Consider the following 24444-nt stretch of genomic DNA (forward strand, 5'->3'; position numbering starts at 1 on the left):
CTGCTTTTTTTATTGACAAAAAAAACGTACTTTTGTAGCACTAAAATTCTATAAAAGATGAAAAGAATAAGTTTCCTCTTAGCATTGTGTTTGCCACTGATTGGCTTTTGCCAAAAACAAACCATTGCCACCGACAAAGCCACCTATGATGGGAGCTTGTGGGCTAAGCGCTTGAACTACCTCCAATGGGTACAAGGCACTGATAACTATATGTATTACAAGGACAACAACCTTGCGATCTTTGACTCAAAAGGCACCCAAGTAGGAGGGATCGACCTTCAGAAGCTCTCCCAGACCTACTCCCTAAAGGGTAACCCTACCATCTCCTATATAGATGCTAACCAAGTAGTCATTGAGGAAGGGAATAAGTTTCACATTTATGACTATGTGATAGAAAAACCACTCTTCACCATTACCCTGCCTGAGAATGCACAGAATGCAGAGTACAATCACACCCAGAGAGCTGTTGCCTATACTCTGGACAACAATTTGTTCTTGGCTACTGCCGAAGAACCTCGCTTCCCTATTGCTGTCTTCAAGGACGAAAACATTATCTCTGGACAGTTCATCCACCGCAATGAGTTCGGTATTCAGAAAGGTATCTTCTGGTCTCCTAACGGAAACTATATAGCTTTCTATCAGAAAGATGTAAGCCAAGTAACTAATTATCCTTTGGTAGATATCAACACCACCCCTGCCTCTGTCAAAAGTATCAAGTATCCTATGGCAGGAGGAAAGAATGAAATCGCTAAAGTGGGGGTATTCGATGTAGCTAAAAAGACTACTTCCTATCTAAAGATAGACAATCACGATGCCCATTACCTAACCAACTTGGCTTGGACTCCTGATGAGAAACAAATCCTCTTAGCGGAAGTAAATCGTGGACAGAATCACTGCGACCTAAATACTTATAACCGTGAGACAGGAGAGAAAAATCAAACTCTTTGGAAAGAAAGCAATTCCAAATGGGTAGAGCCAGAAACTGCCGCTATTTTTATCCCTAACCATCCTAACGAATTTATCTGGCTTAGTGAAAAAGATGGATTCATGAACCTATATGTATGTGCGACCAACTCTACCAAATCACGCCAACTCACTTCTTTCAAGTGGGTGGTAGAAGAAGTCTTAGGTTTCGATGCTAAGGGAGAAAATGTATTTATAAAAGGAACTGGCGAAGACCCTCGTGAGAGACACCTCTATAGTGTAAATATTCGAAAAGGAACTGTCAAAAAACTCACTACCAAAGCAGGAGCTCACTCAGGATTGCTCAGTGATGGAGGACGTTACTTATTGGATATCCACAGTGCGGTAACTACCCCATACAATGTCTCCCTGATAGATATCAACAAAAATACTTCGAAGACCTTCTATGAAGCTCCTAATCCTAATGATAAGTATGATCTGGGAACTATAGAGTTTCTCACTCTAAAAGCCGATGATGGCACCCCTCTCTATGCCAAGATGGTAAAACCACGTGACTTCGACCCTAATAAGAAATATCCTGTATTGGTGTATGTGTATGGAGGTCCTCATGCACAGTTAGTGATCAATCAGTGGAATGCAGCTACTTACCCTTGGATGCTTGCTATGGCTCAAAATCAGCAATATATCATCTTCACTTTGGACAATCGTGGCTCTGAAAATCGCGGATTCGCTTTTGAAAGTGTCATCCACCGCAACCTGGCTACCTACGCTATGAAAGACCAAATGGTAGGAGTAGAATACTTAAAATCACTTCCTTATATCAATAGCAAGCGTATGGCTGTATATGGTTGGAGCTTTGGAGGATTCCTTACTTCTTCGCTTATGTATCGTCACCCTGGCACCTTCACCACTGCTGTAGCTGGGGGAGCTGTAATCGACTGGAAATTCTATGAAGTTATGTATGGCGAACGCTACATGGACACTCCTGAAGAAAATCCAGAAGGTTACCAAGACAACCTTGTGACCAACTATATCAAGAACCTACAGGGCAATATCCTCTATATCCATGGGTATATAGACCCTATTGTGGTACCTCAACACATGCTTACCATCTCTCAAGCAGCAATCAAGGAAGGCAAGGTAATCCATGCCATGCTATACCCTAACCAAGAGCACAACGTGCGAGGAGGAGAATCTATCCACTTGACAAAAACTATCTTGGATTTCATTCTTAAAAACAATGTAGAAAATCCAGTAAATGCCGCAAACTAATTTTCTTCATAATTCAAACCTTTACTTTATTTAAATGACAAATGGCAAATAACCGATGAATATCGGTTATTTGCCATTTGTCATTTCTTCTTTGGGGATAGAAGAGTTATCAGAACGCTTGCTTGAGATCCTTTTGTAGATCTTCTATATCCTCCAATCCTACAGAGAGGCGAATCAGATCCGAAGTCACTCCAGTGAGCGCCTGTGCCTCCTGACTAAGTTGCTGATGGGTAGTACTGGCAGGATGTATGATTAGCGACTTGGTATCGCCCAAATTGGCCAAGAGAGAAAATATTTTTACATTATTCACCGTTTTCTTAGCCGCTTCGAACCCTCCCTTAAGACCGAAAGTCACCAAACCACTCTGACCTCCTTGCAAGTATTTATCAGCCAACGCTTTGTAAGGACTGTCAGCCAATCCGGGGTAATTTACCCAAGCCACTTCAGGTTGTACTTTGAGCCACTGAGCCAGTGCCAAAGCATTTTCGCTATGCTTCTTTACACGAATAGAAAGTGTTTCTAAGCTCTGCAAGATCTGAAAAGCATTGAAGGGACTCAGTGAAGTACCTAAGTCACGCAAGCCTTCTATACGCACCTTAGCAATGAAAGCCAAATTACCTAAGGCTTCATGTAGTACCAATCCGTGATACCCTGCAGAAGGCTCGGTAAATTCAGGAAACTTACCACTACTCCAATCGAAGTTACCTCCATCAATAATTGCTCCTGCGAGAGAAGTACCATTGCCTCCTATATATTTGGTAAGAGAATGTACCACTATATTAGCTCCATACTTGATCGGATTGAGCAATACTGGAGTAGCAACCGTATTGTCTACTATCAAGGGAATTCGGTGTTTTTGAGCCACCTTGGCAATCTCTTCTATATCCAATACATCCAGCTTAGGATTTCCCAGAGTCTCTATAAAAATAACACGGGTATTGTCCTTTACTGCCTTGTCAAAGTTGGACACTTCCTTAGGATCTACAAAAGTAGTGGTAATCCCAAGACGAGGGAGTGTTACATTAAGTAGGTTATAAGTACCTCCATAGAGACTATTGGACGATACGATATGCTCTCCCGTACGCAAGAGGGTAAGGAAAGCAGTAGTCAGCGCAGCCGCTCCAGAGGAGGTTACCACAGCGCCTACTCCTCCCTCTATGGCAGCCAAGCGTTGTTCCAATACATCATTGGTAGGATTATTAAGTCTTGTATAGATATATCCAGGAACGGAAAGATTGAATCTTCCTGCAGCATCATCTGCATTTTCAAATACATAAGAGGAAGTTTGATAGATAGGCACCGCCTGAGCTCCTTGGTGAGCCTGTGGATCATACCCTGCATGGAGGGCGTTAGTAGACTGTTTAAATGTACTCATGTTTTTCTGTTTTAAAATATAGTTATATATTTTTATTTTCTAAATAGACCGCAAAGATAGAAAATATTTTTAATATATACAATATCAAAAAGAAATTTTTATTTATAGAAATTAAAAAAAGGCTATTCTTTTGAAGAATAGCCTTTGATAATTTATAAAAAAGAACTTAGTCTAAAACTGATATCCTACCCCAGCTAATACACTGATGGTGGCAGCAGGCATAATACCTCCCCAAGCACTATGGCGAGTGGTAAAGTACTTACGATTTAGAAGATTCAACGCATTGAGGTTCACATTCCATTTCTTTATACTGTAGTTCGCTGTTGCATTGAGCAAGAAGAACCTAGGAATAGCTCCCACATTGCCATTAGCTGAACCTGCTTCTGTATTTTTGGTATCAGAGAACTGAGTACTTACAAAGTTGCCATAGCCATTGAGCGTAAGCACACCTCCTGCACATTCGAGTTGATACTTAGCACCGGCGGTGGCTGTATAGCGAGGGGCATAAGGTACACGATTTCCCTTGTACATACCATATTCTATGGTTGCTTTTTGGATAGCTCCACTTCCATAGAGTTTCAATCCTTCTATAGGATAGATAGCTCCACTGACCTCTATTCCTTGGTGTAGTGCCTTACCTCCGTTGTTAAGCACTCCTCCTTCACGGAATATTTTGTGATCAAAATCCAGAATATAAGCAGCCAATTCTACTTCTAACCAATCGGTAGGAGTGGTACGCAACCCCAACTCATAGTTATTGGATGTTTCCGCGTCCAAGTCACCATTGGTTTCAAAGGCTATACGTATCTGAGGCATTTTATATCCCTTAGAATAAGTAAGATAAGCACGGTAATTTTCAGAAAACTTATAGAAGAGACCCAAAGAGTAGATGAAAGCATCCTCATTGGTATTATCCCACTGATTACGGAAGTAATCCTCTTTGTCGTAATTGACAAAGGTGTAGCGCAATCCAGGGTTGATGTTAAACTTATCAGTGATATGGAATTCGTCAAATACATAGCCTTCTACCACAGCAACCGTATTGGCTGAGTTAGCTGTTGTTTTCCCTGATTTTTCGCCCATTTTATCACCTGCCACAGATACTTCATGGGTGATATCGGTATGCAAGCGAATACCCGCTAAGAGCTTGTTTTCCTTACCAAAGAGTGTATTGGTACGCTCATAGTCGGAGAAGAGTCCCACCGAAGGAATATCACGAAGAGCTGCGGTAAACTTGCGCTTTGTAGCATCGGCATTGCGGTTGTCGAGCCACCAATCACGCTTGAGGTAACTTCCGTAGAGGGAGGTAGTAAGCGAATTATCTTCATCAAAAGTACGTTTGTAGGAGATAGCTGTACTAAAGCGTCTGGCCTCGAAGAAATCATGAGGATTCACCGATTGCTCAGGATCAGCATCCCATTGTGCCTGACTGAGCCCCCCTGGAGTGTCAGAATACTCAGTAAATCCATTGACAAAAAAGCGCCATTCGTTTCTCTCCCCTACTTTCACCGTAGCATTGCCTGTAAAATCGTTTACTGCATAGCGACTACGTGATTTCCTAAAACCATCTCCTTGGCGACGATGGAAACCTGCATAGTAGTTCATGGCTCCTTCATTGGTATTTCCTACTGTTTCCACTCCTATATTGAGCGCATTATGATTTCCATACTGGAGATTAAGACCTGTATAAGGCTGAGCGGCACCTTTTTTGGTGATAATATTGACTACCCCACCTATACTACCACTTCCATAGAGAGCTGGAGAAGCCCCTTTGATTACCTCTATACTCTCAATAGCCCCCACAGGCATCATATAGTATCCACCCATGTCAGAGTAACTCTGTCCAATAGGAATCTTCCCATCGATAACTACCAACGTATTGCTATTACGAGCAGGGTCTATTCCTCTAAGCCCTATCCCAGGTCTGAGACCTCGTCCGTCCTCATCTATATAATTGACCCCAGGCATAAAGCGAACAGCATCTCCTACGGCAGGAATAGCCAATTCTTTAATCTGTGTAGCAGAAACGACATTTACAGTACCTGCAAAGTCCTTGATTTGTCGCTTAATCCCAGTGGAAGTAACTGTTACCTCAGGTAGTTCCTCTTGAGAGACTTTCATCTGTACATTGAGCACGGTACGTCCCTGTAGTGCAATCTCTTGGGTGTGAAAGCCTAAAGACTTGAATACAAGCACTGCATTCTCATCCACACGTAGGGTGTAATACCCATCCTTATCCGTAGCGACACCTCGTTGAGAGCCTTTTACAAGCACATTCACCCCAAGAAGTGGATTCCCTTGGGCATCGACTACACGCCCTTCTACTTGGATTTCCTTCTGTTGTCCCATAATACTATAAGAGGGAACCTTATCTGCGGCATTAGCCTGAGGAATAGTCAAAGCTACCATTGTTGTAAGAAGTAGCTTAGCTATCATTTGTGTTTTCTTTTTCATAAAGAACACTTTTAATATAACTAAAAACGGCGCAAAAATAATTATTTCTTTTGAATCTATATTTTTATTTAGATTTATTTTAAGATAAATTTTATCCTAAACCAATGAAAAAGACTTTCTCTTAATAAAATAAGAGCCTTACACCTTCTCTTTTTCATAGAGAAATAGAGCTATACCCTTGTTTTGAATAGTGCGTAAAAGTAAGAATATAATTTATTTTGTCTTGTCTAATGTGTAATCCAAAAAAATGATGTATTTTTGTCACAAATTTCAAACGAATGTCAAAAGGTGTTCTTTTAGTGAACTTAGGCTCTCCTAACTCAACCTCTGTGAAGGATGTAAGAGCGTATTTAGATGAATTTCTTATGGATCCCAGAGTGATTGATTTGCCCTACCTCAGCCGTGCTTTCTTGGTAAAAGGGATTATCCTACGTACCCGCCCCAAGCGATCAGCAGAGGCTTATCGCAAGGTATGGACAGCGGAAGGTTCTCCGCTGATTGTCCATACAAGACACCTAAGAGAGAAGGTACAACAAGGGACAGATATCCCCGTAGCTATGGCTATGCGCTATGGGAAGCCTTCTATAGCTTCAGCCATAGAATCGCTCTACAAGCAGGGCGTTCGGGAACTTTTGCTCATCCCTCTATACCCCCAGTATGCCATGTCCACTACCGAGACCATCTCCGTATTGGCTGAGAAAATCATTCGCAAGCACTATAAGGATATGTGCCTAAGCGAGCTGCCACCCTTCTACAATAATCCTGAATATATAAAGGTATTGGCGACCTCTATTAGGGAACACCACAAGGAGGATGAGTACCTGCTCTTCTCCTATCATGGAGTACCTGAGCGGCATATCTATAAGAGCGATATTACCAAAGAGCACTGCCAGCTCAATGACATTTGCTGCAACACCCTCTCCCCTGCTCACCAATATTGCTACCGCCACCAGTGCTTTGCCCTAACCGAGTCTATTGCCCGAGAGCTACAACTCACCCCAGCGCAATATGGTACTTCTTTTCAATCGCGCTTAGGGCGTGACCCTTGGCTTCAACCCTATACCGATACCACTCTGGCTGCTCTTCCTGAAAAAGGTATCAAGCGATTGGCCGTGGTGACCCCAGCCTTTGTAGCTGACTGCTTGGAGACTCTGGAGGAGATCGCTATGGAAGGCAGAGAAACCTACTTAGAACACGGTGGAACACACTACAACTATATTCCTTGCCTAAATGACCGAGAAGACTGGGCAAAAACCCTCCTTTCTTGGATTGAAAAATGGCAAAATAAATAGGTTATTAACAGAGATACACAAGTTGTGCATAATTAGTCACGAATGGTATTTCCTTCCCTCTTTTTCTTAATAAAACAGTTAATATGTAATACATAATAAAGGTTCTATGTTAATAAAATCTTTACAAACCAACCTTTTGATTGTTGATAACTTCGTTTATAACCTACTTTTGAGGACGTTTACAGAGCAAAGGTTTTGACAATTAGAAATAAATGCTTACTTTTGTGCCATGAAAAAAACCTAATTAAAAGTAAAAAATGAATATTGTAATGTTAAGCAAAACTAATTGATTATGAGAAAAAGATTTTACACCCTATTAGCTTTGTCGTTACTCTCCACTGCTATCCTATCGGTGAGTTGTAATAAGGACAAAATTGATTTTGGAGGAGGAAGTGATCCCAACTCTATCTCTCAAGTAACCACTGGTAGTGGTGCTCCTACTGCGGGGCAAAAAGGAGATTATTACTTTGATTCTACTTCCAAGACTCTTTATAAGAGAAAAGGTTCTTCTTGGACAGGAATTGCCACTATGAATCTTAATGGAAACTTGCTTTCTGGTCAAGGAAAAGCCAAACCCAGTCAAGGGAACAATGGAGATTCCTATATTGACACTAAGACCAATACCATTTATGAAAAAAAGAATGGGGTATGGTCTGCTTCTTCAGAAGGTGAGATTGTTATAAAAGATGCCAATTTCAAAGCAGCACTACTTGCTATTGTAGGTATTGATGCCAATAAAAATGGTAAGATAAGCCCTGCGGAAGCTCAGGCTGTAACAGGATTTTCAGTAGCTGGGAAAGAAATCGCTACCTTAGAAGGAATAGAGGCCTTTACCAACCTTGAAAGCTTGGATGCTAATGACAATAAGCTTACTACTGTTAATCTAAGTGGACTCACTCACCTAAAAAAACTCAACCTTACGAACAACCTACTCTCAGGAGAACTTAACCTAAAGGAACTTAAATATCTTGCTAATGATAAAGTAAAAATCGTAGCAGGTAATACTTCTATAGAAAAGATATTTGTCGCTGATGAAGCAAAAGCAACAGCTATGAACAATTTTGAGCATACGACCAAATATACTTTCTCAGGAGAATTAGAACGAATTTTGGACTTAGACCCTGTTATCAAAGCAGCACTATTGGCAGATAATAACCACCCTGATCGCAATGGAGATGGTGAAATCACGAATAAAGAAGCCGAAAGATTCAACAAACCTATAAGTATTATTGCTACTGGGATCAAATCTCTCAAGGGGATGGAATATTTCAAAAAAGCTACCTCTCTGGTTATTCAGGCACCTGCTGGACAAAAAAATGTCCTTGTAGATGGACAAGTTTCTTTGGCTGACTTTACAGAAATAGAGAGCCTTACCATTGCCAATACAAAGATGACTAAGCTCACTCTAAGCAACTTCCCTAAGCTCAAACATCTTATCTTGACAGGAAATGAACTTACTGAGGTTGTACTTAGTGGTATGCCAGAGTTGGTTTCTCTGAACCTCGAAAGAAATAGCTTAACCAACCTCAATGGAATCACTACCCCTGAGAATACCTTCCCTAAGCTAACAGCACTCAACCTTAGAGAAAACAACCTACAAGGATAGCTTGATCTTTCAAAGATTACAGCAAACCTAAGAGAAAATGCAAATGGAGTACAAATTTTGCGTGCAGGTAATAATTCAGGAGTGGTTCGTATCAAGGTAAAAGATCAAGATACCGCCAATGCTCTAAATACAAATGATGCAGGAGCAGGCAAATACCAAGTAGATGGTAGTGGAGGAAGTAATCCTGAAGTTCCTATTCATGACAGCCGATTAAGACTCCTTACTCTTGAGAAATTGCAAGCTATTATGACTTCCCAAGAATTCCGTGGACGCTTCCCTGGTGGAAAGAATGATACTACAGGAAAAATCTATAAGTCGGACTTAGATAGAGCTGATTTCCCTACTGCGTTAGAATTAGATGGTAGTGTTAGAGACCTTTCTGGATTAGAATACTTCTCTAAGGTAAAGAAACTTACCATATACACTTCTACACCAACTACTCTGAACCTTACAGGTATGGACAGTCTTGAGGAAATAATATCCACAGGAAGTACTATTGAGGTAATTCAAGGTAATGCCCCAAGACTTAAAAAGATTATCCTAAGGAATTCACATAGAGTAAAGAAAATAAATGTGGTTAATTCTTCTAACATAGAACAAATCACTATTGAAGAAGATAGTAATATAGCTAACCACATAGAATGTATCGCTGTACCTGCCAATAGAGTAGATACTGTTAAACAAAATATCAACTTAGGCAATAGTCCAGCTAAAACAACTGCTTACAGAAGCAAAGTACAATCATTCCCATGTAATTAGGTTTTGGACATTACATATGTGAAAAGGCTCTCCACTTGTTGGAGGGCTTTTTCTTTTTAAGTGAAGAATGAAGAGTGAAAAGTATACCCAGAATGACATAAAGAACGAGGCAAAGCTACTTTGATTTGCCTAAAAAAAGAGGCTGCCCTTTTGGACAGCCTTATTTTGCTATTAACCATTGATCATTAATCATTATTTCTTATACTTTTCTAAGATACTTCTAGCTCTTTCCACTGCCTCTTGATGGGAAACAGGAGCATTGGAGGTTTGGTAAAGTGGTGTAGTACGAGCAGCTGGTTCCTGATAAGAAGAAGTTGATTCCTCGTAAGAAGAGTTTGATTCTGGGTGCTCAGGCACTTCTTCAAAGGTGATGTTCTTCGTAACTGTCTGAGGCACCAAGGGATTGGTAGCACTTAGCGGATCGGTAGTAGTCAAAGAGGCGGCAGTACTCTGAGCTACCACTGGCTCTGGAGTGTTCTGAACAGCTATAGGTGCTGGTGCACTTTGGGGAACTATTGTAATAGGTGTATTTTGAGGTGCTACACTGTTCTTTTCTACATAATTCTCTTGTAGGTCTCTCTTGAGTACATCCAATTCTTTTTCCTTGAAAGAGAGCTTTTGGCTCACTGCTTCTAATTCTTTTTCCTTGAGAGAGAGCTTATTATAGGCTTCTTTGGTAAACTCTTCCAATTCTTTTTCCTTACGTAAGAGTTTGTCATAGGTTTCCGTAGAGAGGATCTGTAGTTCTTTTTCCTTGAGGGAAAACCTATCATAGGCTTCTTTGGTCAAAAGTACGAGCTCTCCACCTCTCTTATCTGTAAGGAAAAGAGGGGCTAAAACAGGTAACTCTATCTTAAAGAGTTGCTCATTTTCGCCTAAGGTAGCTCCAGCAAGCTCATTCTCATGCCCATGAGCTACATCTTCAGGAATAGCTATTTCTATACCTATATTAGAAAGGGCATTGATAACCAATTGGTATTGTTGAAAATCCAATTTTTCTTTTAATGGAATTGTATTACTCATAATCGTCATATTTTGGGCAAAGGTATAATAAAAAAATCGAAAAACAAACAAATTTTTATGTTATTTTTCCTCTTTTTATTATTTTTTCCCACCATTAACAGTTGATAACTTTAGGCAAATAACCATTCGCTTATAGAGCGAATGATCATTCACCCCTACGTTATTGCATAAAATATATTAAAAAAATAATAGCAAATGATTTTTTTTGTAATTTTGCGAACAATAGTAAAAGAAAAATTATGGAAAAAGATCCACAAGAAGTTGCTGAGTTCTATGCAAAACTCAAATCAGAATTGGAGAAAACAACGGTCTTCCCCAGCGAATACCTATATAAGTTTATCCTACCTGCTACTCAAGAGAAGAGAGAGGCTATAAGAGCTGTTTTCAAGGATACACAAGCTACTATAGAAGAAAAGCCTTCGTCTACAGGAAAGTATATCAGCTATTCTATACGCCTTGAGGTACAAGACCCTGATCAGGTAATTGCCTATTACCGAAAAGCAGGCGAAATAGAGGGAATCATCTCTTTGTAGCGAAGAGTGAAAAAAGTTTACCTGTTACCTAAAGAAAAATGAGCAAGCTATTATCTATCACCTATTATCTATTATCCATTATCTGCATTGGGTCGGCCTCAGCGCAGAGCAATGCGGAGCTTTTTGCACAGGCAGGAAGTGCCTATAATCGGGGAGACTGGCAGGAGGCTATAGACAATTATCGGCGGATTCTCTCCAAAGGGGAAGCCTCAGCAAGCCTGTACTACAACTTGGCCAATGCGTACTATAAGACAGAGGATGTAGCTCATAGTATCTATTATTATGAGAAGGCGCTAGAGCTCTCTCCTGAGGATAAGGCCATACAGAACAATCTCAAATATGCCCAGCAGATGGCTTTGGATGCGATAGTCCCCTTGCCTAAGCTATGGTCACAGCGCGCCATGGAAGCCCTGAGCCGCTGGAATTCTCCTAATGGTTGGGGAGTATGGGCTGTGGTGAGCATGTGCCTCTTTGCAGGATTTTTCTTCTGTTATTATTTCTTGGAAAAAATCCTCTACAAGCGTATCTTCTTCACGCTGATGGTTGTAGCTTTTTTAGGTTCTGTATCCAGCTTTTTTTTAGGTCGCACCGTAAGCCATTATGTGCATAGCAATCACTACGGCATCCTCTTTGATAAGGAAGTGCGGCTCTATGAACAACCCAACACCTATAGCAAGGAAGTATTTTCCCTACATGAGGGAGCTAAAGTAGAAATCCTTGACCAATTCAAAGAATGGTATAAGCTCAAAGTCGCCGATGGTCGTATAGGCTGGGCTAAGAAACATAGCCTAAGGAAAATATGATAATGATTAATGAATAATGATCAATGATTAATAGCTTATATATTAATCATTGATCATTAAAAATTTAATCACTACTTACATATGTATAGCTCTCTTGGCGGTAGCATCGAGGCAAGCCTCTTTGACCGCTTCACTATAGGTAGGGTGTGCATGACAGATACGGGCAATATCCTCTGCACTGGCACGGTATTCCATAGCTACTACCGACTGGGCGATAAGGTCAGAAGCACGCGCTCCAAGAATATGCACTCCGAGAATCTCATCAGTGGAAGCATCCGCTAAGACTTTTACAAAACCATCCGTTTCTTGACTGGCGCGAGCACGTCCCAAGGCACGCATTGGGAACTGTCCTACTTTGTAAGCACGCCCTTCCTCCTGCAACTGTTGTTCTGTCTTTCCTACAGCTGCTACCTCAGGGGTAGTATATACAGCCCCAGGAATCAGGTTGTAGTTTATGTGAGGTTTTTCTCCTGCTAAGAGTTCGGCTACATATACGCCTTCTTCTTCTGCCTTATGAGCCAACATAGCCCCACGAATCACATCGCCTATAGCATAGATATGAGCAGCAGAAGTCTGCAAGTGTTCGTTTACTTCTATCTGTCCACGTGAGTTGAGCTGTACACCTGCTTTCTCCAAGCCCAATCCCTCGGTATAAGGGCGGCGACCGGTGGCCACCAGGCAGTAATCTCCTTCGAGTACAAGCTCTCCATTAGGAGCATCAGCCTTGACTATCACGGAGTCCCCTACACGAGAGACTTCCTTCACTTTGCTATCTGTATAAATCTCAAATCCTTGTTTCTTAAGCACTTTGGCAAGTTCTTTGCTAATGGCGGCATCCATTGTAGGGAGGATGTTAGGAGCATATTCTACCACTGAGACCTTAGCCCCTAAGCGTAAGTACACCTGTCCAAGCTCCAGCCCAATAACCCCTCCACCTATGATAATCAAGTGCTTAGGTACTTCACGAAGGCTTAGCGCCTCAGTGGAGGTAATCACACGCTGCTTATCCAAAGTAATAAAAGGCAGTGCTGAAGGCTTAGAGCCTGTTGCGATGATAAAGTGAGTTGCAGAGAGTGTTTCAGGCTGAGCCCCCTCTACCTGTATCTCAGTAGGAGAGGTAAAAGAAGCCTTTCCGTGGAATACATCTACATTGTTTTTCTTCATCAGGAAGTTGATTCCCTGTGTGTTTTGATCTACCACCGCCTGTTTGCGCTCGACCATTTTAGCAAAATCCACCATGATATTCCCATCAATTTCTATCCCATGAGAAATGGCGTGTTTGTGGGTATCCTCCAAGAGGTGCGTAGAGTCCAAGAGCGCTTTAGAAGGGATACAGCCCACATTGAGGCAAGTTCCTCCGAGGGTGTTATACTTCTCTACAATTGCGGTTTTCTTCCCCAACTGAGAGGCGCGAATAGCCGCTACATAGCCCCCTGGGCCTGCTCCTATAACAATAACATCGTAATTTTTCATTATGACACATTTAAAATATTTATCTCCAAGTAGCCTGTAGTAGGGATTTCTTTTAAAAAGAAATAGCACACTACTGCAATGCGCTACAAAGGTAGTTATTTTTTTTTAGATCACAAAATTAATTTTCTTGGGAACACTTCTTTTAATATTAAATAACAAACAAATAGGGCAATAAGGTAATGATAAAAAAAATAACTGAAATATGTTATTGTATTATTATTTTTTACTACCTTTGCAGAATTAAAAAGATATATATTATATGAATAAAATTCTTTACATTGTAGCCCTATCCGCTCTTTGGGTAGGCTGCCAGAACACCGCTCCTGCGGGGAATGCGTCCACCTCTGGGGACACCTCTGAGAAAATCACCATAGGAGACCATTATATAATAGACGGTACAGCACCCGTAAAAGAGGGCGCTCGTATCTTCCTCTACCAATACAAAGACAGGGTATATACCCCTGTGGATTCGGTTGCTCTTGACAGCCAAGGGCGTTTCCACTTTGAAGGAAAGACTGCCGAACCATTAGTCTACGCCCTACGCCTGAACGGCAGCGGCAAGCGTGCTCACTTATATATAGAAAATAGCCCTATTAGCCTGATTCTCAATCCTGATTGGAATTTCGAGTTTCTCCGCTCCAGCGATGGTACTCAAGTTTTCGAGCTCTACAACCGTATGGCACTGAACAATGCCTTGGATCTCCCTAAAGAGATCAAGGAAGCTCCTGCCTCTCCGCAGCTGGCTTACTTCTTGGCACGCAATGCCTACCGCTATGACTTCCCTACCCTATCCGCCCTACGTAAGAGCTTGGACAAATCCTTGGACAACAATCCCTATATCAAAGAATTAGACTTAGCTCTTGAGCAACTCTCCAAGATACAACCCGGAGCAGAAGCTCCAGAAATCGATTTGGTAGATGCGCAAGGAAAAAAAGTATCTCTTAAGGATTTTCGTGGCAAAAAACTCTTAGTAGATTTCTGGGCATCTTGGTGTCCTGACTGCCGCAAAGCAAGTCCAGAACTAGTAGCTCTATACAAAGAACAAAAGGACAAAGGGTTAGAGATACTCAGTATTTCTCTTGATGAAGATACCTCCGCATGGCAGGCTGCCATAGCCAAGGATCAATATACTTGGCCACAGGCCTTAGCCAAAGGAGTATGGCAATCCGATGCCGCACTCACCTATGCCCTTAGATGGATTCCTACTTATATGCTCTTAGACAAAGATGGGAAAATCCTCTCCAGAGGTATACAACTCAGTTCTGTAATCAGTAATCAGTGAGCGGTGAGAAGTGAACAGTGAGCGGTGAAGAGTGAAGAGTAAATGGGGTAACGATTCGATCCTCGCATCTCTGACCTAAACGCTGGCTAAGATCCCTCCTCATTAGTATAATCATCCGTAGAGAGGCTATTTGTTGCGCCTTAACAAATTGGGCTATACAAAATATTTTCTACTATTGATTAGCATTATTTCCTATTATATATAAATTTTTGGCACGGTTTTTGCGATTTAAATAATCAATTAACCAAGCTAATGAATAATTAGCTGTAAAATTCATAAAAGATGAAAAAAATCGCACTTTTATTAACATTTATGCTCATAGGAATGACCCAAGCTATAGCACAGAATTTCGGGTTCAAAGGAGGATACAACTACTCTTCTCTCAATGGAGAAGTAGCCAATGATTCAAGTCTAAAGGGGCGCAGTGGATTCTATGTAGGAGCCCTATTGGAACTACCCTTAGGAGATGTCATCTCCCTACAACCAGAGCTTGTCTACTCACGACAAGGAGCTTCTTGGGAGTACAAAACTCTTGGCACCACTACAACCAAAGATCTCAAGATGGACTACCTAAATATCCCTGTGATGGCTAAGGTGAACCTGGGACCTCTTTTCCTACAGGGAGGAGTACAGTTTGGCTTCTTGGTGGGCAAACCTGAGGTAAGCTATACAGTGGGCAACCTAAGTAACTCCCAGAAGTTGGACAAAGATGCTTATGCCGCTTTTGACTTCGGGGTAGGAGCGGGATTAGGGATCAACTTTAACTCTCACTTCTTCGCAGAAGCACGCTACACACACTCCTTGACCAACTCTTTTGACAACAGTAACACTTCGCTAAGAAATGCACGTATCAGCGATACCAACAATTTCAAGAATGCCGTACTTTCCTTGGGGGTAGGAGTGAAGTTTTAGATAAAGCCACGTGAGCGCGTATATGAGTAAAACCTAACATACCTAAATAACAAAGAAAAGCGAGATTTTAAAAATCTCGCTTTTTTATATTTTGATTACTGCCTACTGAAATCTAACTACTGATTTTAACAAGTCAAATCTTTAAATTTGTGTTTTTATTAACTAAGTAAAGAAGAGGATATTTTGTACCTTTGCCACACTAACAATAAACTGAAAAAATAATGAAAAAAATTATGACATGCCTTGCGGCTATGGCAGCACTAGTAGGTTGCAGTAAAAGTGATGATAATGGAGGAGGTATTTCTATCTCTGAAGGTACCTTTCCTAAGAAAATTGTCCACAAAGCAGAAAATGGCAACATTAGCTATGAAATAACTAATAATGTTCAAGGAGAAAAAATACTTTCTACTACTTCTATTTCCTACAAACGTGATGGCAGTATAGAAAGCAAAATCTTAATCTCTTTTTCTTATGAGGGAGACTATCCTAAGGAAGCTACTTATAAAAGATCAAAAACAAATGGAGAAAATGAGAACTATACCGAAACCTATTCTTTTGTGGATGGAAAACTAAAAAACACTACGCTAAAACACGATACGAATCCTAGAGCAACAAAAACTACTACTTATAGCTACCATAATGATGGAAAATTGGCTAAGGTTCTTGTTGAAGAACCACGTAAATCAAGTCTAAATGGACAAATAATGGAGGACATTTATGTTACAGAAACCGATTATACACATACAGGTAATGTAATCACAGCTACTGAGAAAAGATACTTTAAAGATACTCAAGGGAACAAACGAGATGAAAATACAAGTCTAACAACCTATACCTATACTTTTGAAAATGAAAATCTGATTAAGGAAACTGAAAACTCTACTGAATATTATTCTACTACAGAGTATACTTATGATGGAAAAAACAACCCTCTCTTTCAAAATTTCAAAAAACTAATCGACCCTGATTATTTTAATGATGCAAAGAACTCCAAGAACAACATACTTACTAGAAAGATAACTACTAAATATAATTACAACAACTCTACTATAGTAAATGAATATGTATATGAGCACACTTATGCAGATAACAATTACCCTCTTACTGAAAAAGTATTCGATAAAACAACTGAAAACGGGGTAGAAAAGAAGGAATTAGATGAGACTACAGAGTATGCTTACTAATCCAAATAGTTCGTTTTCAGGGAGTAATCGCTTAGTCTGAAACTCATAACTAAAAAAGCTGTCCGAAAAGTCTTATTCATGAAGGGCGATTTGCAAATCACCCCTACAACAAAACCTAAAACAACTGGTTTTCAATAGAATAAAAATTGAAAATATTCGATTTAAACTTTGGAAAATAATGTTTTGGACTTTTTGGACAGCCTCTTTTACATTTCAACTATTAAATTTAACATACCAAATCTTTTAATTTATATTTTTATTAACTAAAAAGAAAAAGGCAATTTGTACCTTTGTGGCAATAATAATAAATTAAAATATCATGAAAAAAATCATGGCAAGCCTTGTGGCTATCGCAGCATTAGTGGGCTGTAGTAAAAGTGATGATAATGGAGGAGGTATTTCTATCTCTGAAGGTACCTTTCCTAAGAAAATTGTCAACAAAGGAAGTAGTGGCAACGTTAACAATGAGACAATTTACAACCTCCAAGGAGGAAAAATACTCTCTACTACTTTTATTTCCTATAAGCCCGATGGGGATATAGAAAGGAAAAGCTTAATCTCTGCTTCCTATGAGGGAGACTATCCTAAGGAAATTACCCATACAGAATCAATAACAAATGGAGAAAAAAAGAACTATACCGAAACTTATTCTTTTGTAGATGGAAAACTAAAAACTACCATTAAAAAATATGATAATTCTGATAGGGCAACTACTACGACTTATAGCTACCATAATGATGGAAAATTGGCAAAAGTTCTCTTTGAAGAACCAGGTAACGCAGGTCAAAATGGACAAATAGAAAAAATCACTTTTGTTACAGAAACCGATTATACGCATACAGGCAATGTAATCTCAGCTGCTGAGAAAACATATACCAAAGATGCTCAAGGAAACAAACGAGATGGAGATACAAGCCTAACAATCTATACCTATACTTTTGAAAATGAGAATCTGATTAAGGTAACTAAAAGTACTACGGGTCATGAATCTACTACAGAGTATACCTATGATGGAAAAAACAATCCTAATTTGCAAAACTTTATCAAACTAGTAAACCCTAATTATTTTATTAGTACAAGTGGCTCTAAAAACAATATACTTACTCAAAAAACGACTTATAAAGGCGACCATAACAACGCTAATCCTTATGTAAGTGAATATGTATATGAGTACACTTATGCAGATAACAATTACCCTCTTACTGAAAAAATATTCCGTAAAACAACTGAAAATGGATTAGAAAAGAAGGAATTAGATCTGACTACAGAGTATACTTACTAATCCAAATAGTTTGTTTTCAAGAAACAATCCCTTGGTCTGAAACTTATAACTAAAAAGCGAGATTTTAAAAAATCTCGTTTTTTTACATTCCAACTATTAAATTTAACATGCCAAATCTTTTAATTTATATTCTTATTAACTAAAAAGAAAAAGGCAATTTGTATCTTTGTGGCAATAATAATAAATTAAAATATCATGAAAAAAATCATGGCAAGCCTTGTGGCTATCGCAGCATTAGTGGGCTGTAGTAAAAGTGATGATAATGGAGGAGGTATTTCTATCTCTGAAGGTACCTACCCTAAAAAAGTTGTCAACAAAGGGAGTAGTGGCAACATTAGCTACGAGACAAGTTTCAATATCCAAGGAGGAAAAATACTCTCTAGTACTTCTACTTCCTATAAGCCTGATGGGAGTGTAGAAAGCAAACTCTTAAGATCCTTTTCCTATGAAGGAGACTATCCTAAGGAAGCTACTTATACAAAATCGAGAACAAATGGAGAAAAAGAGAGCTTTACTGAAACTTATTCCTTTGTGGACGGAAAACTAAAAACTACTACACGAAAATATGGTACAGCTCATAGACCAACTACTACTACTTATAGCTACCATAGTGATGGAAAATTGGCTAAGGTTCTCGTTGAATCTCCAGGTAACTTAGGGCTTCCAAATGGACAAACAGAAGAAATCACTCTTGTTACAGAAACCGATTATACACATACAGGTAATGTAATCTCAGCTGCTGAAAAAAAATATACCAAAGATGCTCAAGGAAACAAACGAGATGGAGATACAAGCCTAACAAACTATACCTATACTTTTGCGAATGAGAATCTGATTAAGGTAACTGAAAGTACTACAAATCATGAATATACTACAGAGTATACCTATGATGAAAAAAACAATCCTCTTCTGCAAAATTTTTTCAAACTATTAGGGCCTGATTATTTTACCACTAAAAATGGTTCTAAAAACAATATACTTACTCAAAAAGAAACTCGTAAAAATAACAATGATAGTCCTTATGTAAGTGAATATGTATATGAGTACACTTATGCAGATAACAATTACCCTCTTACTCAAAAAATATTCAGTAAAACAACTGAAAATGGGTTAGAAAAGAAGGAATTAGGTGAGATTGTTGAGTATACTTACTAATCCAAATAGTTCATTCTGAGAGAGTAATCCCTTAGGCTAAAACTTATAACTAGAAATGCAAGATTTTATAAAATCTTGCATTTCTTTGTTTTGATTGTAACCTACTGGAATCTATTTAACAACTTTAACTCATTAAGGTTTGTATTTTATATTTTTATTAACTAAACGGGGGGGATATTTTGTACCTTTGCCGCACTAACAATAAACTGAAAAAATAATGAAAAAAATTATGGTAAGCCTTGTGGCTATCGCAGCATTAGTAGGCTGTAGTAAAAGTGATAATGGTGAGGAAGGAACAATTGTTCCAAATAATTACCCAAAAAAAATCACTATGAAAGAAGAGGATGGAAAAATACTACATACAACAGAGTATACCATCTTAGATGGAAAAATATTATCTTATACCTCTCAACAATACGAAAATGGTACTCCAAATATAAAAAAATCCATCAATACTATTTCTTATGATGGAAATTATATAAAAGAAGTAAAACAACAAGGTGGTTGGGATGCAGACAAAATAGAGACTTTTTCCTATAAAGATGGAAAACTCGAAAAAAAGGTTATCAAATACAATGCTTCTCCAGACAAAACCTATACTGTAAGCTACGAATACAGTGGAGAAAACCTTTCTACTATCAAAGGAGAGCCAATAGTAACTGTTCGTAGAAATAATGGTAGAGAAGAAGTACAGATCAGTCGATATCAAGATTTTACTTATACCCGTTCAGGAGAACAAATGGTTGAGAATATAGAGACTTACATATTGGACGAGCAAGGAAATAAAAAGGACTCTTCTTTAGAAACTAATAAATACACCTTTAGCGGCAATGATTTGATAAAAAAAGAGGAAACGACTCCTTTCCAAAGTATTACTTATGAGTATACTTATGATACTTCTAAAAAGAATATCAAGCGTAACAATGTATCCACTATATTAGATCCGAATTATTTCACTGATGGGGAAAGATCAGAACATGCGCTCAAAACTAAGAAGAGAGTCTACAATGGAACCACTACAGAGTATGAATATGTATATGAGTATAAAAATGACCAGTTGGTAAAGGAAGAAAGATTTAAGAAAAAAGATTCTGGTAATGTATTAGAACTCACCACAGAGTACGAATACTAAGAACTAATAAACATAAAAAAAGAAAGGCTGTCCAAAAAAGACAGCCTTTTTTTATTGTTCATTATTCATTGATCATTACTCATTATCCTCGTCTGTCTCGAAGAAATAATCTTCACGAGGGAGGGTTTGTACCAAATGCTGCAAGCGTGGATCCCGCCCAAGGGCGGTACCAAAAGAGAGTTTTATGCCGGAGGCCAAAAGCTGGTGTGCCAGAGCTTCGCTCTTTCGAAAACCGTGAAGTATCCACAGACCTGTAGCCCCTGTTTCCTTTCGCAGTCGGATGATCTCCCCAAAGCTCCTTACACAATGGATAATAAGCGGCTTTTGCAGCTCTTGGGCAAGGGAGATATGCCAGCGGAAAATTTCTTCTTGTAGCACAAGGGGCGAAGAAGCCCTTTTGTCCAAGCCGCATTCGCCTATGGCCACACAAAGCGGATGGGTAGCACGTGCTACGACCTGTTCCCACTGCTCTCGGCCTTCCCCCTTGATATAACAAGGGTGTATACCCACCGAGAAGACTCCTTGTTCATACGTATCCTCAGGGAAGCAGTTCTGAACCTCTTGGCTATGGCGTGCCTTGTGTGTATGGATATTGGGATAAGGAAAAAGAGGGTTACTATTCATAAGGGAAGAGTTCTACCGCCTTAGCATATACCCGAGCAGACTCCCACCCCTTGTAGAGAAGGTAGTCTGCGAGCTTGCGGCGTGCTTTTTGAATATTCTTTTCAGAGATTGTATCCGCTTTCTTCTGGGCTAAGGTATCGAAAACCTCTTCATAGTCCTCCTCGATCTCCTCCATAGCACAGGCTATATTGTAGCGAGAGATAGCGCGGAGCTTCAGCTCTCGAGTGATCCGTACCCTTCCCCATTTTTTGAAGCGGAACTTACCACGGGCAAAGCTACGGGCAAAACGCTCCTCATTGAGGTAGTTATCCTCGATAAGGTGCGTGAGAATAAGGTCAATTGCCTCTGGGATCATACGCATCTGGCGGAGCTTGGCAACGACTTCCTTATGGCAGCGCTCCTGATAAGCACAGAAGCGTTCCATACGTGCAGTGGCTTCCTGCACTGTATAAGTCTTGACCGTATCACTCATATTAGAAAGCACTCATCCATGTCTTCCAAGGAAGTACTCCCAAGATAAGGAGCAATCCCAAGGCATAGAATACCAAGATACGCTTAAAAGCTCCTATATCCGTTTTCTGTTTCTTATGTAGAGACCAGCCGATAGTAATCAGCGCTACAGCTACGAGTCCAAAAGGATGTTCTACCAACATCTTCCTAAGGTAAGCATCCTTCATCACTCCAGCCCCCATAGCAGACCAGCTCTGGAACAGAGGGGTTACAAAGTAAAGGATCAACCCTAAGGTAACCTGTAAGTGCGTGAATATCAGTGCAAAGAGATTAATACGCAAGTCTGCCTTGGTATATTTGCGCTTTTGTAAAACCCCTAATAGGGCATTGACAACAGCAAAACAAAGTACTGCCAGCACTATATAGGCAGTAAGCGAATGGGTAGTTCTTAGTAATGTATACATCAAGTTAGTTTTGAGTTCTTAATTTTGAGTTTTGAGTTCTTAGTTTTGAGTTCTTAATTTTGAGTTTTGAGCTCTTAGTTTTGAGTCCTTAGAGTTTTAGAACATTAATCATTAATCATTGATCATTAATCATTAAAATTAAATTCTTTTCCATCTTCGCTTAGGAGGGTATTGGGAAAGAGGGTTTGGGCTTCTTCTTGGAAGACTCTTTTATCCTTGTATCGGGAGGAATAATGTCCTAAGATAAGGGTTTGTACCCCTGCTGCTTGTGCTATTTGTGCCGCCTGTAGCGCTGTGGAGTGTTTGGTTTTTTCAGCCAAAGCTCGATTATCCTCTAGGAAAGTACTCTCATGGTAGAGTACCTGAACTCCCTTAATCAGTGGGACGATCTCGGGGCGGTATATCGTATCACTACAAAAGGCATAACTCTCAGGAGGTGCTGGAGGAAAGCTCAAAAGCTCATTGGGGATACACTCTCCAGAATCCAAAAGGATATCCTTGCCATTTTTAATATTCTGATAGTAGCACACATCGATACCATATTGCTGCACCGCATCTACATTGAGCTTACGCTCTTTGTTCTTCTCCTTGAATAGAAATCCATTAGCATAGATACGATGGTCTAGAGGAATGGTGGTTACGGCCACCTTGTCGTCTTCGAAAATCAGTTGGCTCTCCTTCCCTTCCAGCTCGTGAAAATAAAGCGGGAAGACCATATGAGCCCCACTGACCTTGAGCAATAGCAGCATGGCTTCTTTAGCCCCCTTAGGAGCATAGATATGTAGCTCCGCTTCCCTACCCTGTAGCTGGAAAGTGGAGATCAACCCCGCCAACCCATAGAAATGATCCCCATGGAGGTGGGAGATAAAAATATGCTTAATGCGAGCAAACTTAGCACTGGATTGCCTAAGAGCCATCTGGGTACCTTCTCCACAATCAATCAAGAAAAGGTGTCCTCGCATCTCAAGAAGCTGAGCGGTAGTACGTGCCTTATCCCGAGGAGAAGCACTATGGCAGCCTAAAGTAGTTAATTTCATTCTATCAATGAGTGAGAACTATTTTTCGGCAAAGATACAAAATTAATAACAAATGACAAGTGCCCCTTGATAAATAAGTTGCCAAAAAGAGTGAAGCGTGAAAAGTGACTGCTCATCACATTAGTGTTCACCGCTCACTAAATTAACAATTGACCTTTGATAATTAACAATTAAAATTCGTACTTTTGCCCCTTGTAATAAATCACAAAGAAAAAACGACATGAACGAAATACGACATAACTGGACAGCTCAGGAGATTATAGATATCTATAACAGACCTTTGATGGACTTACTCTATGAGGCTGCAACAGTACATCGCCAATACCATGACCCGAATACCGTACAGGTATCTACCTTGCTTTCAGTTAAGACTGGAGGTTGCTCAGAGGACTGTTGCTACTGCTCTCAGTCGGCACGCTACCACACGGAGGTGGAGATAGAGCCCATGATGAGCCTCTCACAAGTAAAGGCGCAAGCCTTGCGAGCGAAAGCCTCTGGGAGCTCACGTGTATGTATGGGGGCTGCTTGGCGCAATGTGAAAGACGGCCCTGAGTTCGAGCAAGTATTGGAGATGGTACGTACTATCAATAAGCTCGATATGGAAGTGTGCTGCACACTGGGGATGATTACGGAGAACCAAGCCAAGCGCCTAAGCGAAGCAGGACTCTATGCCTACAACCACAACTTAGACACTTCCGAGGATTATTATAGCGAGATCGTAACCACTCGTAGCTACGAAGACCGCCTCAAGACAATAGAGAATGTACGCAAGACAAGCATCACTATATGTAGTGGAGGTATCATAGGGATGGGGGAATCCCTCGAAGATAGAGCAAAGATGCTCGTAGCCCTCTCCACCCTAGATCCACAGCCAGAGTCTGTACCTATCAATGCCTTAGTACCTATAGAGGGTACTCCTTTGGAGGAACTCCCTCCTGTGGATATCTGGGAAATGGTACGCATGATCGCTACCGCCCGTATCGTGATGCCTCAGTCTCAGGTACGTCTCTCGGCAGGACGTATGAATATGTCCCGCGAAGGACAGGCCTTGTGCTTCTTTGCTGGAGCAAACTCCATCTTTGCTGGAGACAAGCTTCTGACAACTCCCAACCCTGACATCAAGGAGGATATGCACATGCTCGAAGCCTTAGGCATGCGTACCCAAAAACCTTTCGAGAAACACCCTCAGCCGGTGACCGTGGAGGCTGCTGACTCACAGATACCCGCCCTCGGAGAAAAACCTAAGTGGTCAAGACCCAATAAAGTGAATAGTGAAAAGTAAAAAAACACCCCTGATAAGCATGCTTATCAGGGGTTTGGTTTTGTAAAGGGTGGAGTATGGGGCTCGAACCCACGACCTTCGGAACCACAATCCGACGCTCTAACCAACTGAGCTAAAACCACCATT

The 24444-nt window shown here is 40.3% G+C and carries 21 protein-coding genes and 1 tRNA gene; 13 read left to right on the forward strand and 9 right to left on the reverse strand.

Features of this window, described 5'->3' with window-relative positions; all coding sequences use genetic code 11:
• Positions 1–57: 57 nt before the first annotated feature.
• Entirely contained in the window at positions 58–2196 is a 2139-nt protein-coding gene (locus CGC50_RS04675; protein ID WP_095909888.1) for a S9 family peptidase, read from the forward strand.
• Positions 2197–2305: 109 nt separating this feature from the next.
• Here CGC50_RS04675 and CGC50_RS04680 read toward each other — a convergent pair whose 3' ends face one another.
• Positions 2306–3571, reverse strand: a complete 1266-nt coding sequence (locus CGC50_RS04680) for an O-acetylhomoserine aminocarboxypropyltransferase/cysteine synthase family protein (RefSeq protein WP_095909889.1) — start codon at positions 3569–3571, stop codon at positions 2306–2308.
• Positions 3572–3742: 171 nt separating this feature from the next.
• Positions 3743–6025, reverse strand: a complete 2283-nt coding sequence (locus CGC50_RS04685; protein ID WP_095909890.1) for a TonB-dependent receptor — start codon at positions 6023–6025, stop codon at positions 3743–3745.
• Between the two features lie 278 nt (positions 6026–6303).
• On the opposite strand from CGC50_RS04685, the gene hemH reads away from it, so the two are divergent.
• From hemH to CGC50_RS04700, 3 genes are all read left to right on the forward strand, one after another.
• Positions 6304–7317, forward strand: coding sequence for a ferrochelatase (hemH, locus tag CGC50_RS04690; RefSeq protein ID WP_095909891.1), 1014 nt, complete (start codon positions 6304–6306; stop codon positions 7315–7317).
• Positions 7318–7609: 292 nt separating this feature from the next.
• Positions 7610–8923: a leucine-rich repeat domain-containing protein gene (locus CGC50_RS04695; protein ID WP_157909414.1), complete on the forward strand. Its 1314-nt coding sequence runs from the start codon at positions 7610–7612 to the stop codon at positions 8921–8923.
• A gap of 57 nt (positions 8924–8980) precedes the next feature.
• The gene (locus CGC50_RS04700) at positions 8981–9682 is read left to right on the forward strand and encodes a hypothetical protein (protein ID WP_157909415.1); all 702 of its coding nucleotides are present in this window, start codon (positions 8981–8983) and stop codon (positions 9680–9682) included.
• Positions 9683–9874: 192 nt separating this feature from the next.
• On the opposite strand, the gene CGC50_RS04705 is transcribed toward CGC50_RS04700, so the two are convergent.
• Positions 9875–10705, reverse strand: coding sequence for a hypothetical protein (locus tag CGC50_RS04705; RefSeq protein ID WP_095909894.1), 831 nt, complete (start codon positions 10703–10705; stop codon positions 9875–9877).
• A 239-nt stretch (positions 10706–10944) separates the two neighbouring features.
• Between CGC50_RS04705 and CGC50_RS04710 the strand changes: the two genes are divergently transcribed.
• Positions 10945–11238 (forward strand): DUF493 domain-containing protein, encoded by a 294-nt coding sequence (locus CGC50_RS04710; RefSeq protein ID WP_095909895.1) that lies wholly within the window; start codon positions 10945–10947, stop codon positions 11236–11238.
• A 38-nt stretch (positions 11239–11276) separates the two neighbouring features.
• A complete protein-coding gene (locus CGC50_RS04715) occupies positions 11277–12041 on the forward strand; it encodes an SH3 domain-containing protein (protein WP_095909896.1) in 765 nt (254 codons plus the stop codon).
• Between the two features lie 75 nt (positions 12042–12116).
• On the opposite strand, the gene lpdA is transcribed toward CGC50_RS04715, so the two are convergent.
• Positions 12117–13514 carry a dihydrolipoyl dehydrogenase gene (lpdA, locus tag CGC50_RS04720; RefSeq protein ID WP_095909897.1) on the reverse strand — a complete coding sequence of 466 codons (1398 nt, stop codon included), beginning with the start codon at positions 13512–13514 and terminating at the stop codon, positions 12117–12119.
• Positions 13515–13773: 259 nt separating this feature from the next.
• On the opposite strand from lpdA, the gene CGC50_RS04725 reads away from it, so the two are divergent.
• The 6 genes from CGC50_RS04725 (at position 13774) to CGC50_RS04750 (ending at position 20461) form a co-directional block, all read left to right on the forward strand.
• Entirely contained in the window at positions 13774–14796 is a 1023-nt protein-coding gene (locus CGC50_RS04725) for a TlpA disulfide reductase family protein (RefSeq protein WP_095909898.1), read from the forward strand.
• Positions 14797–15078: 282 nt separating this feature from the next.
• Entirely contained in the window at positions 15079–15708 is a 630-nt protein-coding gene (locus tag CGC50_RS04730) for a porin family protein (RefSeq protein WP_095909899.1), read from the forward strand.
• Positions 15709–15929: 221 nt separating this feature from the next.
• Entirely contained in the window at positions 15930–16892 is a 963-nt protein-coding gene (locus CGC50_RS04735) for a hypothetical protein (protein WP_095909900.1), read from the forward strand.
• Positions 16893–17211: 319 nt separating this feature from the next.
• Positions 17212–18174: a hypothetical protein gene (locus CGC50_RS04740; RefSeq protein ID WP_095909901.1), complete on the forward strand. Its 963-nt coding sequence runs from the start codon at positions 17212–17214 to the stop codon at positions 18172–18174.
• Between the two features lie 195 nt (positions 18175–18369).
• Positions 18370–19329, forward strand: coding sequence for a hypothetical protein (locus CGC50_RS04745; RefSeq protein ID WP_095909902.1), 960 nt, complete (start codon positions 18370–18372; stop codon positions 19327–19329).
• A gap of 217 nt (positions 19330–19546) precedes the next feature.
• A complete protein-coding gene (locus CGC50_RS04750; RefSeq protein WP_095909903.1) occupies positions 19547–20461 on the forward strand; it encodes a hypothetical protein in 915 nt (304 codons plus the stop codon).
• Between the two features lie 75 nt (positions 20462–20536).
• Here the strand turns inward: CGC50_RS04750 and CGC50_RS04755 are convergent, their stop codons facing one another.
• From CGC50_RS04755 to CGC50_RS04770, 4 genes are all read right to left on the reverse strand, one after another.
• Positions 20537–21085: a TatD family hydrolase gene (locus tag CGC50_RS04755; RefSeq protein ID WP_095909904.1), complete on the reverse strand. Its 549-nt coding sequence runs from the start codon at positions 21083–21085 to the stop codon at positions 20537–20539.
• Complete coding sequence (locus tag CGC50_RS04760; RefSeq protein WP_095909905.1) at positions 21078–21557, reverse strand: regulatory protein RecX; 480 nt, start codon at positions 21555–21557, stop codon at positions 21078–21080. The genes CGC50_RS04755 and CGC50_RS04760 overlap by 8 nt, the downstream gene beginning before the upstream one ends.
• Before the next feature lies 1 nt (position 21558).
• The gene (locus CGC50_RS04765; protein ID WP_198541635.1) at positions 21559–21999 is read right to left on the reverse strand and encodes a hypothetical protein; all 441 of its coding nucleotides are present in this window, start codon (positions 21997–21999) and stop codon (positions 21559–21561) included.
• A gap of 125 nt (positions 22000–22124) precedes the next feature.
• The gene (locus CGC50_RS04770) at positions 22125–23036 is read right to left on the reverse strand and encodes a ribonuclease Z (protein WP_095909907.1); all 912 of its coding nucleotides are present in this window, start codon (positions 23034–23036) and stop codon (positions 22125–22127) included.
• A gap of 220 nt (positions 23037–23256) precedes the next feature.
• Between CGC50_RS04770 and bioB the strand changes: the two genes are divergently transcribed.
• Complete coding sequence (gene bioB / locus CGC50_RS04775; RefSeq protein ID WP_095909908.1) at positions 23257–24318, forward strand: biotin synthase BioB; 1062 nt, start codon at positions 23257–23259, stop codon at positions 24316–24318.
• Between the two features lie 47 nt (positions 24319–24365).
• Here bioB and CGC50_RS04780 read toward each other — a convergent pair.
• Positions 24366–24441: transfer RNA gene (locus CGC50_RS04780), tRNA-His, on the reverse strand.
• Positions 24442–24444 lie beyond the last annotated feature (3 nt).

This window comes from Capnocytophaga gingivalis, assembly GCF_002302415.1.
Taxonomy (GTDB): domain Bacteria; phylum Bacteroidota; class Bacteroidia; order Flavobacteriales; family Flavobacteriaceae; genus Capnocytophaga; species Capnocytophaga gingivalis.

What these genes read in the sequence shown, in the direction of transcription:
- CGC50_RS04675 (WP_095909888.1), top strand. Translation starts at nt 58, where the DNA reads ATGAAAAGAATAAGTTTCCTCTTAGCATTGTGTTTGCCACTGATTGGC.
- CGC50_RS04680 (WP_095909889.1), bottom strand. Translation starts at nt 3,571, where the DNA reads ATGAGTACATTTAAACAGTCTACTAACGCCCTCCATGCAGGGTATGAT.
- CGC50_RS04685 (WP_095909890.1), bottom strand. Translation starts at nt 6,025, where the DNA reads ATGAAAAAGAAAACACAAATGATAGCTAAGCTACTTCTTACAACAATG.
- hemH (WP_095909891.1), top strand. Translation starts at nt 6,304, where the DNA reads ATGTCAAAAGGTGTTCTTTTAGTGAACTTAGGCTCTCCTAACTCAACC.
- CGC50_RS04695 (WP_157909414.1), top strand. Translation starts at nt 7,610, where the DNA reads ATGAGAAAAAGATTTTACACCCTATTAGCTTTGTCGTTACTCTCCACT.
- CGC50_RS04705 (WP_095909894.1), bottom strand. Translation starts at nt 10,705, where the DNA reads ATGAGTAATACAATTCCATTAAAAGAAAAATTGGATTTTCAACAATAC.
- CGC50_RS04710 (WP_095909895.1), top strand. Translation starts at nt 10,945, where the DNA reads ATGGAAAAAGATCCACAAGAAGTTGCTGAGTTCTATGCAAAACTCAAA.
- CGC50_RS04715 (WP_095909896.1), top strand. Translation starts at nt 11,277, where the DNA reads ATGAGCAAGCTATTATCTATCACCTATTATCTATTATCCATTATCTGC.
- lpdA (WP_095909897.1), bottom strand. Translation starts at nt 13,514, where the DNA reads ATGAAAAATTACGATGTTATTGTTATAGGAGCAGGCCCAGGGGGCTAT.
- CGC50_RS04725 (WP_095909898.1), top strand. Translation starts at nt 13,774, where the DNA reads ATGAATAAAATTCTTTACATTGTAGCCCTATCCGCTCTTTGGGTAGGC.
- CGC50_RS04730 (WP_095909899.1), top strand. Translation starts at nt 15,079, where the DNA reads ATGAAAAAAATCGCACTTTTATTAACATTTATGCTCATAGGAATGACC.
- CGC50_RS04735 (WP_095909900.1), top strand. Translation starts at nt 15,930, where the DNA reads ATGAAAAAAATTATGACATGCCTTGCGGCTATGGCAGCACTAGTAGGT.
- CGC50_RS04740 (WP_095909901.1), top strand. Translation starts at nt 17,212, where the DNA reads ATGAAAAAAATCATGGCAAGCCTTGTGGCTATCGCAGCATTAGTGGGC.
- CGC50_RS04745 (WP_095909902.1), top strand. Translation starts at nt 18,370, where the DNA reads ATGAAAAAAATCATGGCAAGCCTTGTGGCTATCGCAGCATTAGTGGGC.
- CGC50_RS04750 (WP_095909903.1), top strand. Translation starts at nt 19,547, where the DNA reads ATGAAAAAAATTATGGTAAGCCTTGTGGCTATCGCAGCATTAGTAGGC.
- CGC50_RS04755 (WP_095909904.1), bottom strand. Translation starts at nt 21,085, where the DNA reads ATGAATAGTAACCCTCTTTTTCCTTATCCCAATATCCATACACACAAG.
- CGC50_RS04760 (WP_095909905.1), bottom strand. Translation starts at nt 21,557, where the DNA reads ATGAGTGATACGGTCAAGACTTATACAGTGCAGGAAGCCACTGCACGT.
- CGC50_RS04765 (WP_198541635.1), bottom strand. Translation starts at nt 21,999, where the DNA reads ATGTATACATTACTAAGAACTACCCATTCGCTTACTGCCTATATAGTG.
- CGC50_RS04770 (WP_095909907.1), bottom strand. Translation starts at nt 23,036, where the DNA reads ATGAAATTAACTACTTTAGGCTGCCATAGTGCTTCTCCTCGGGATAAG.
- bioB (WP_095909908.1), top strand. Translation starts at nt 23,257, where the DNA reads ATGAACGAAATACGACATAACTGGACAGCTCAGGAGATTATAGATATC.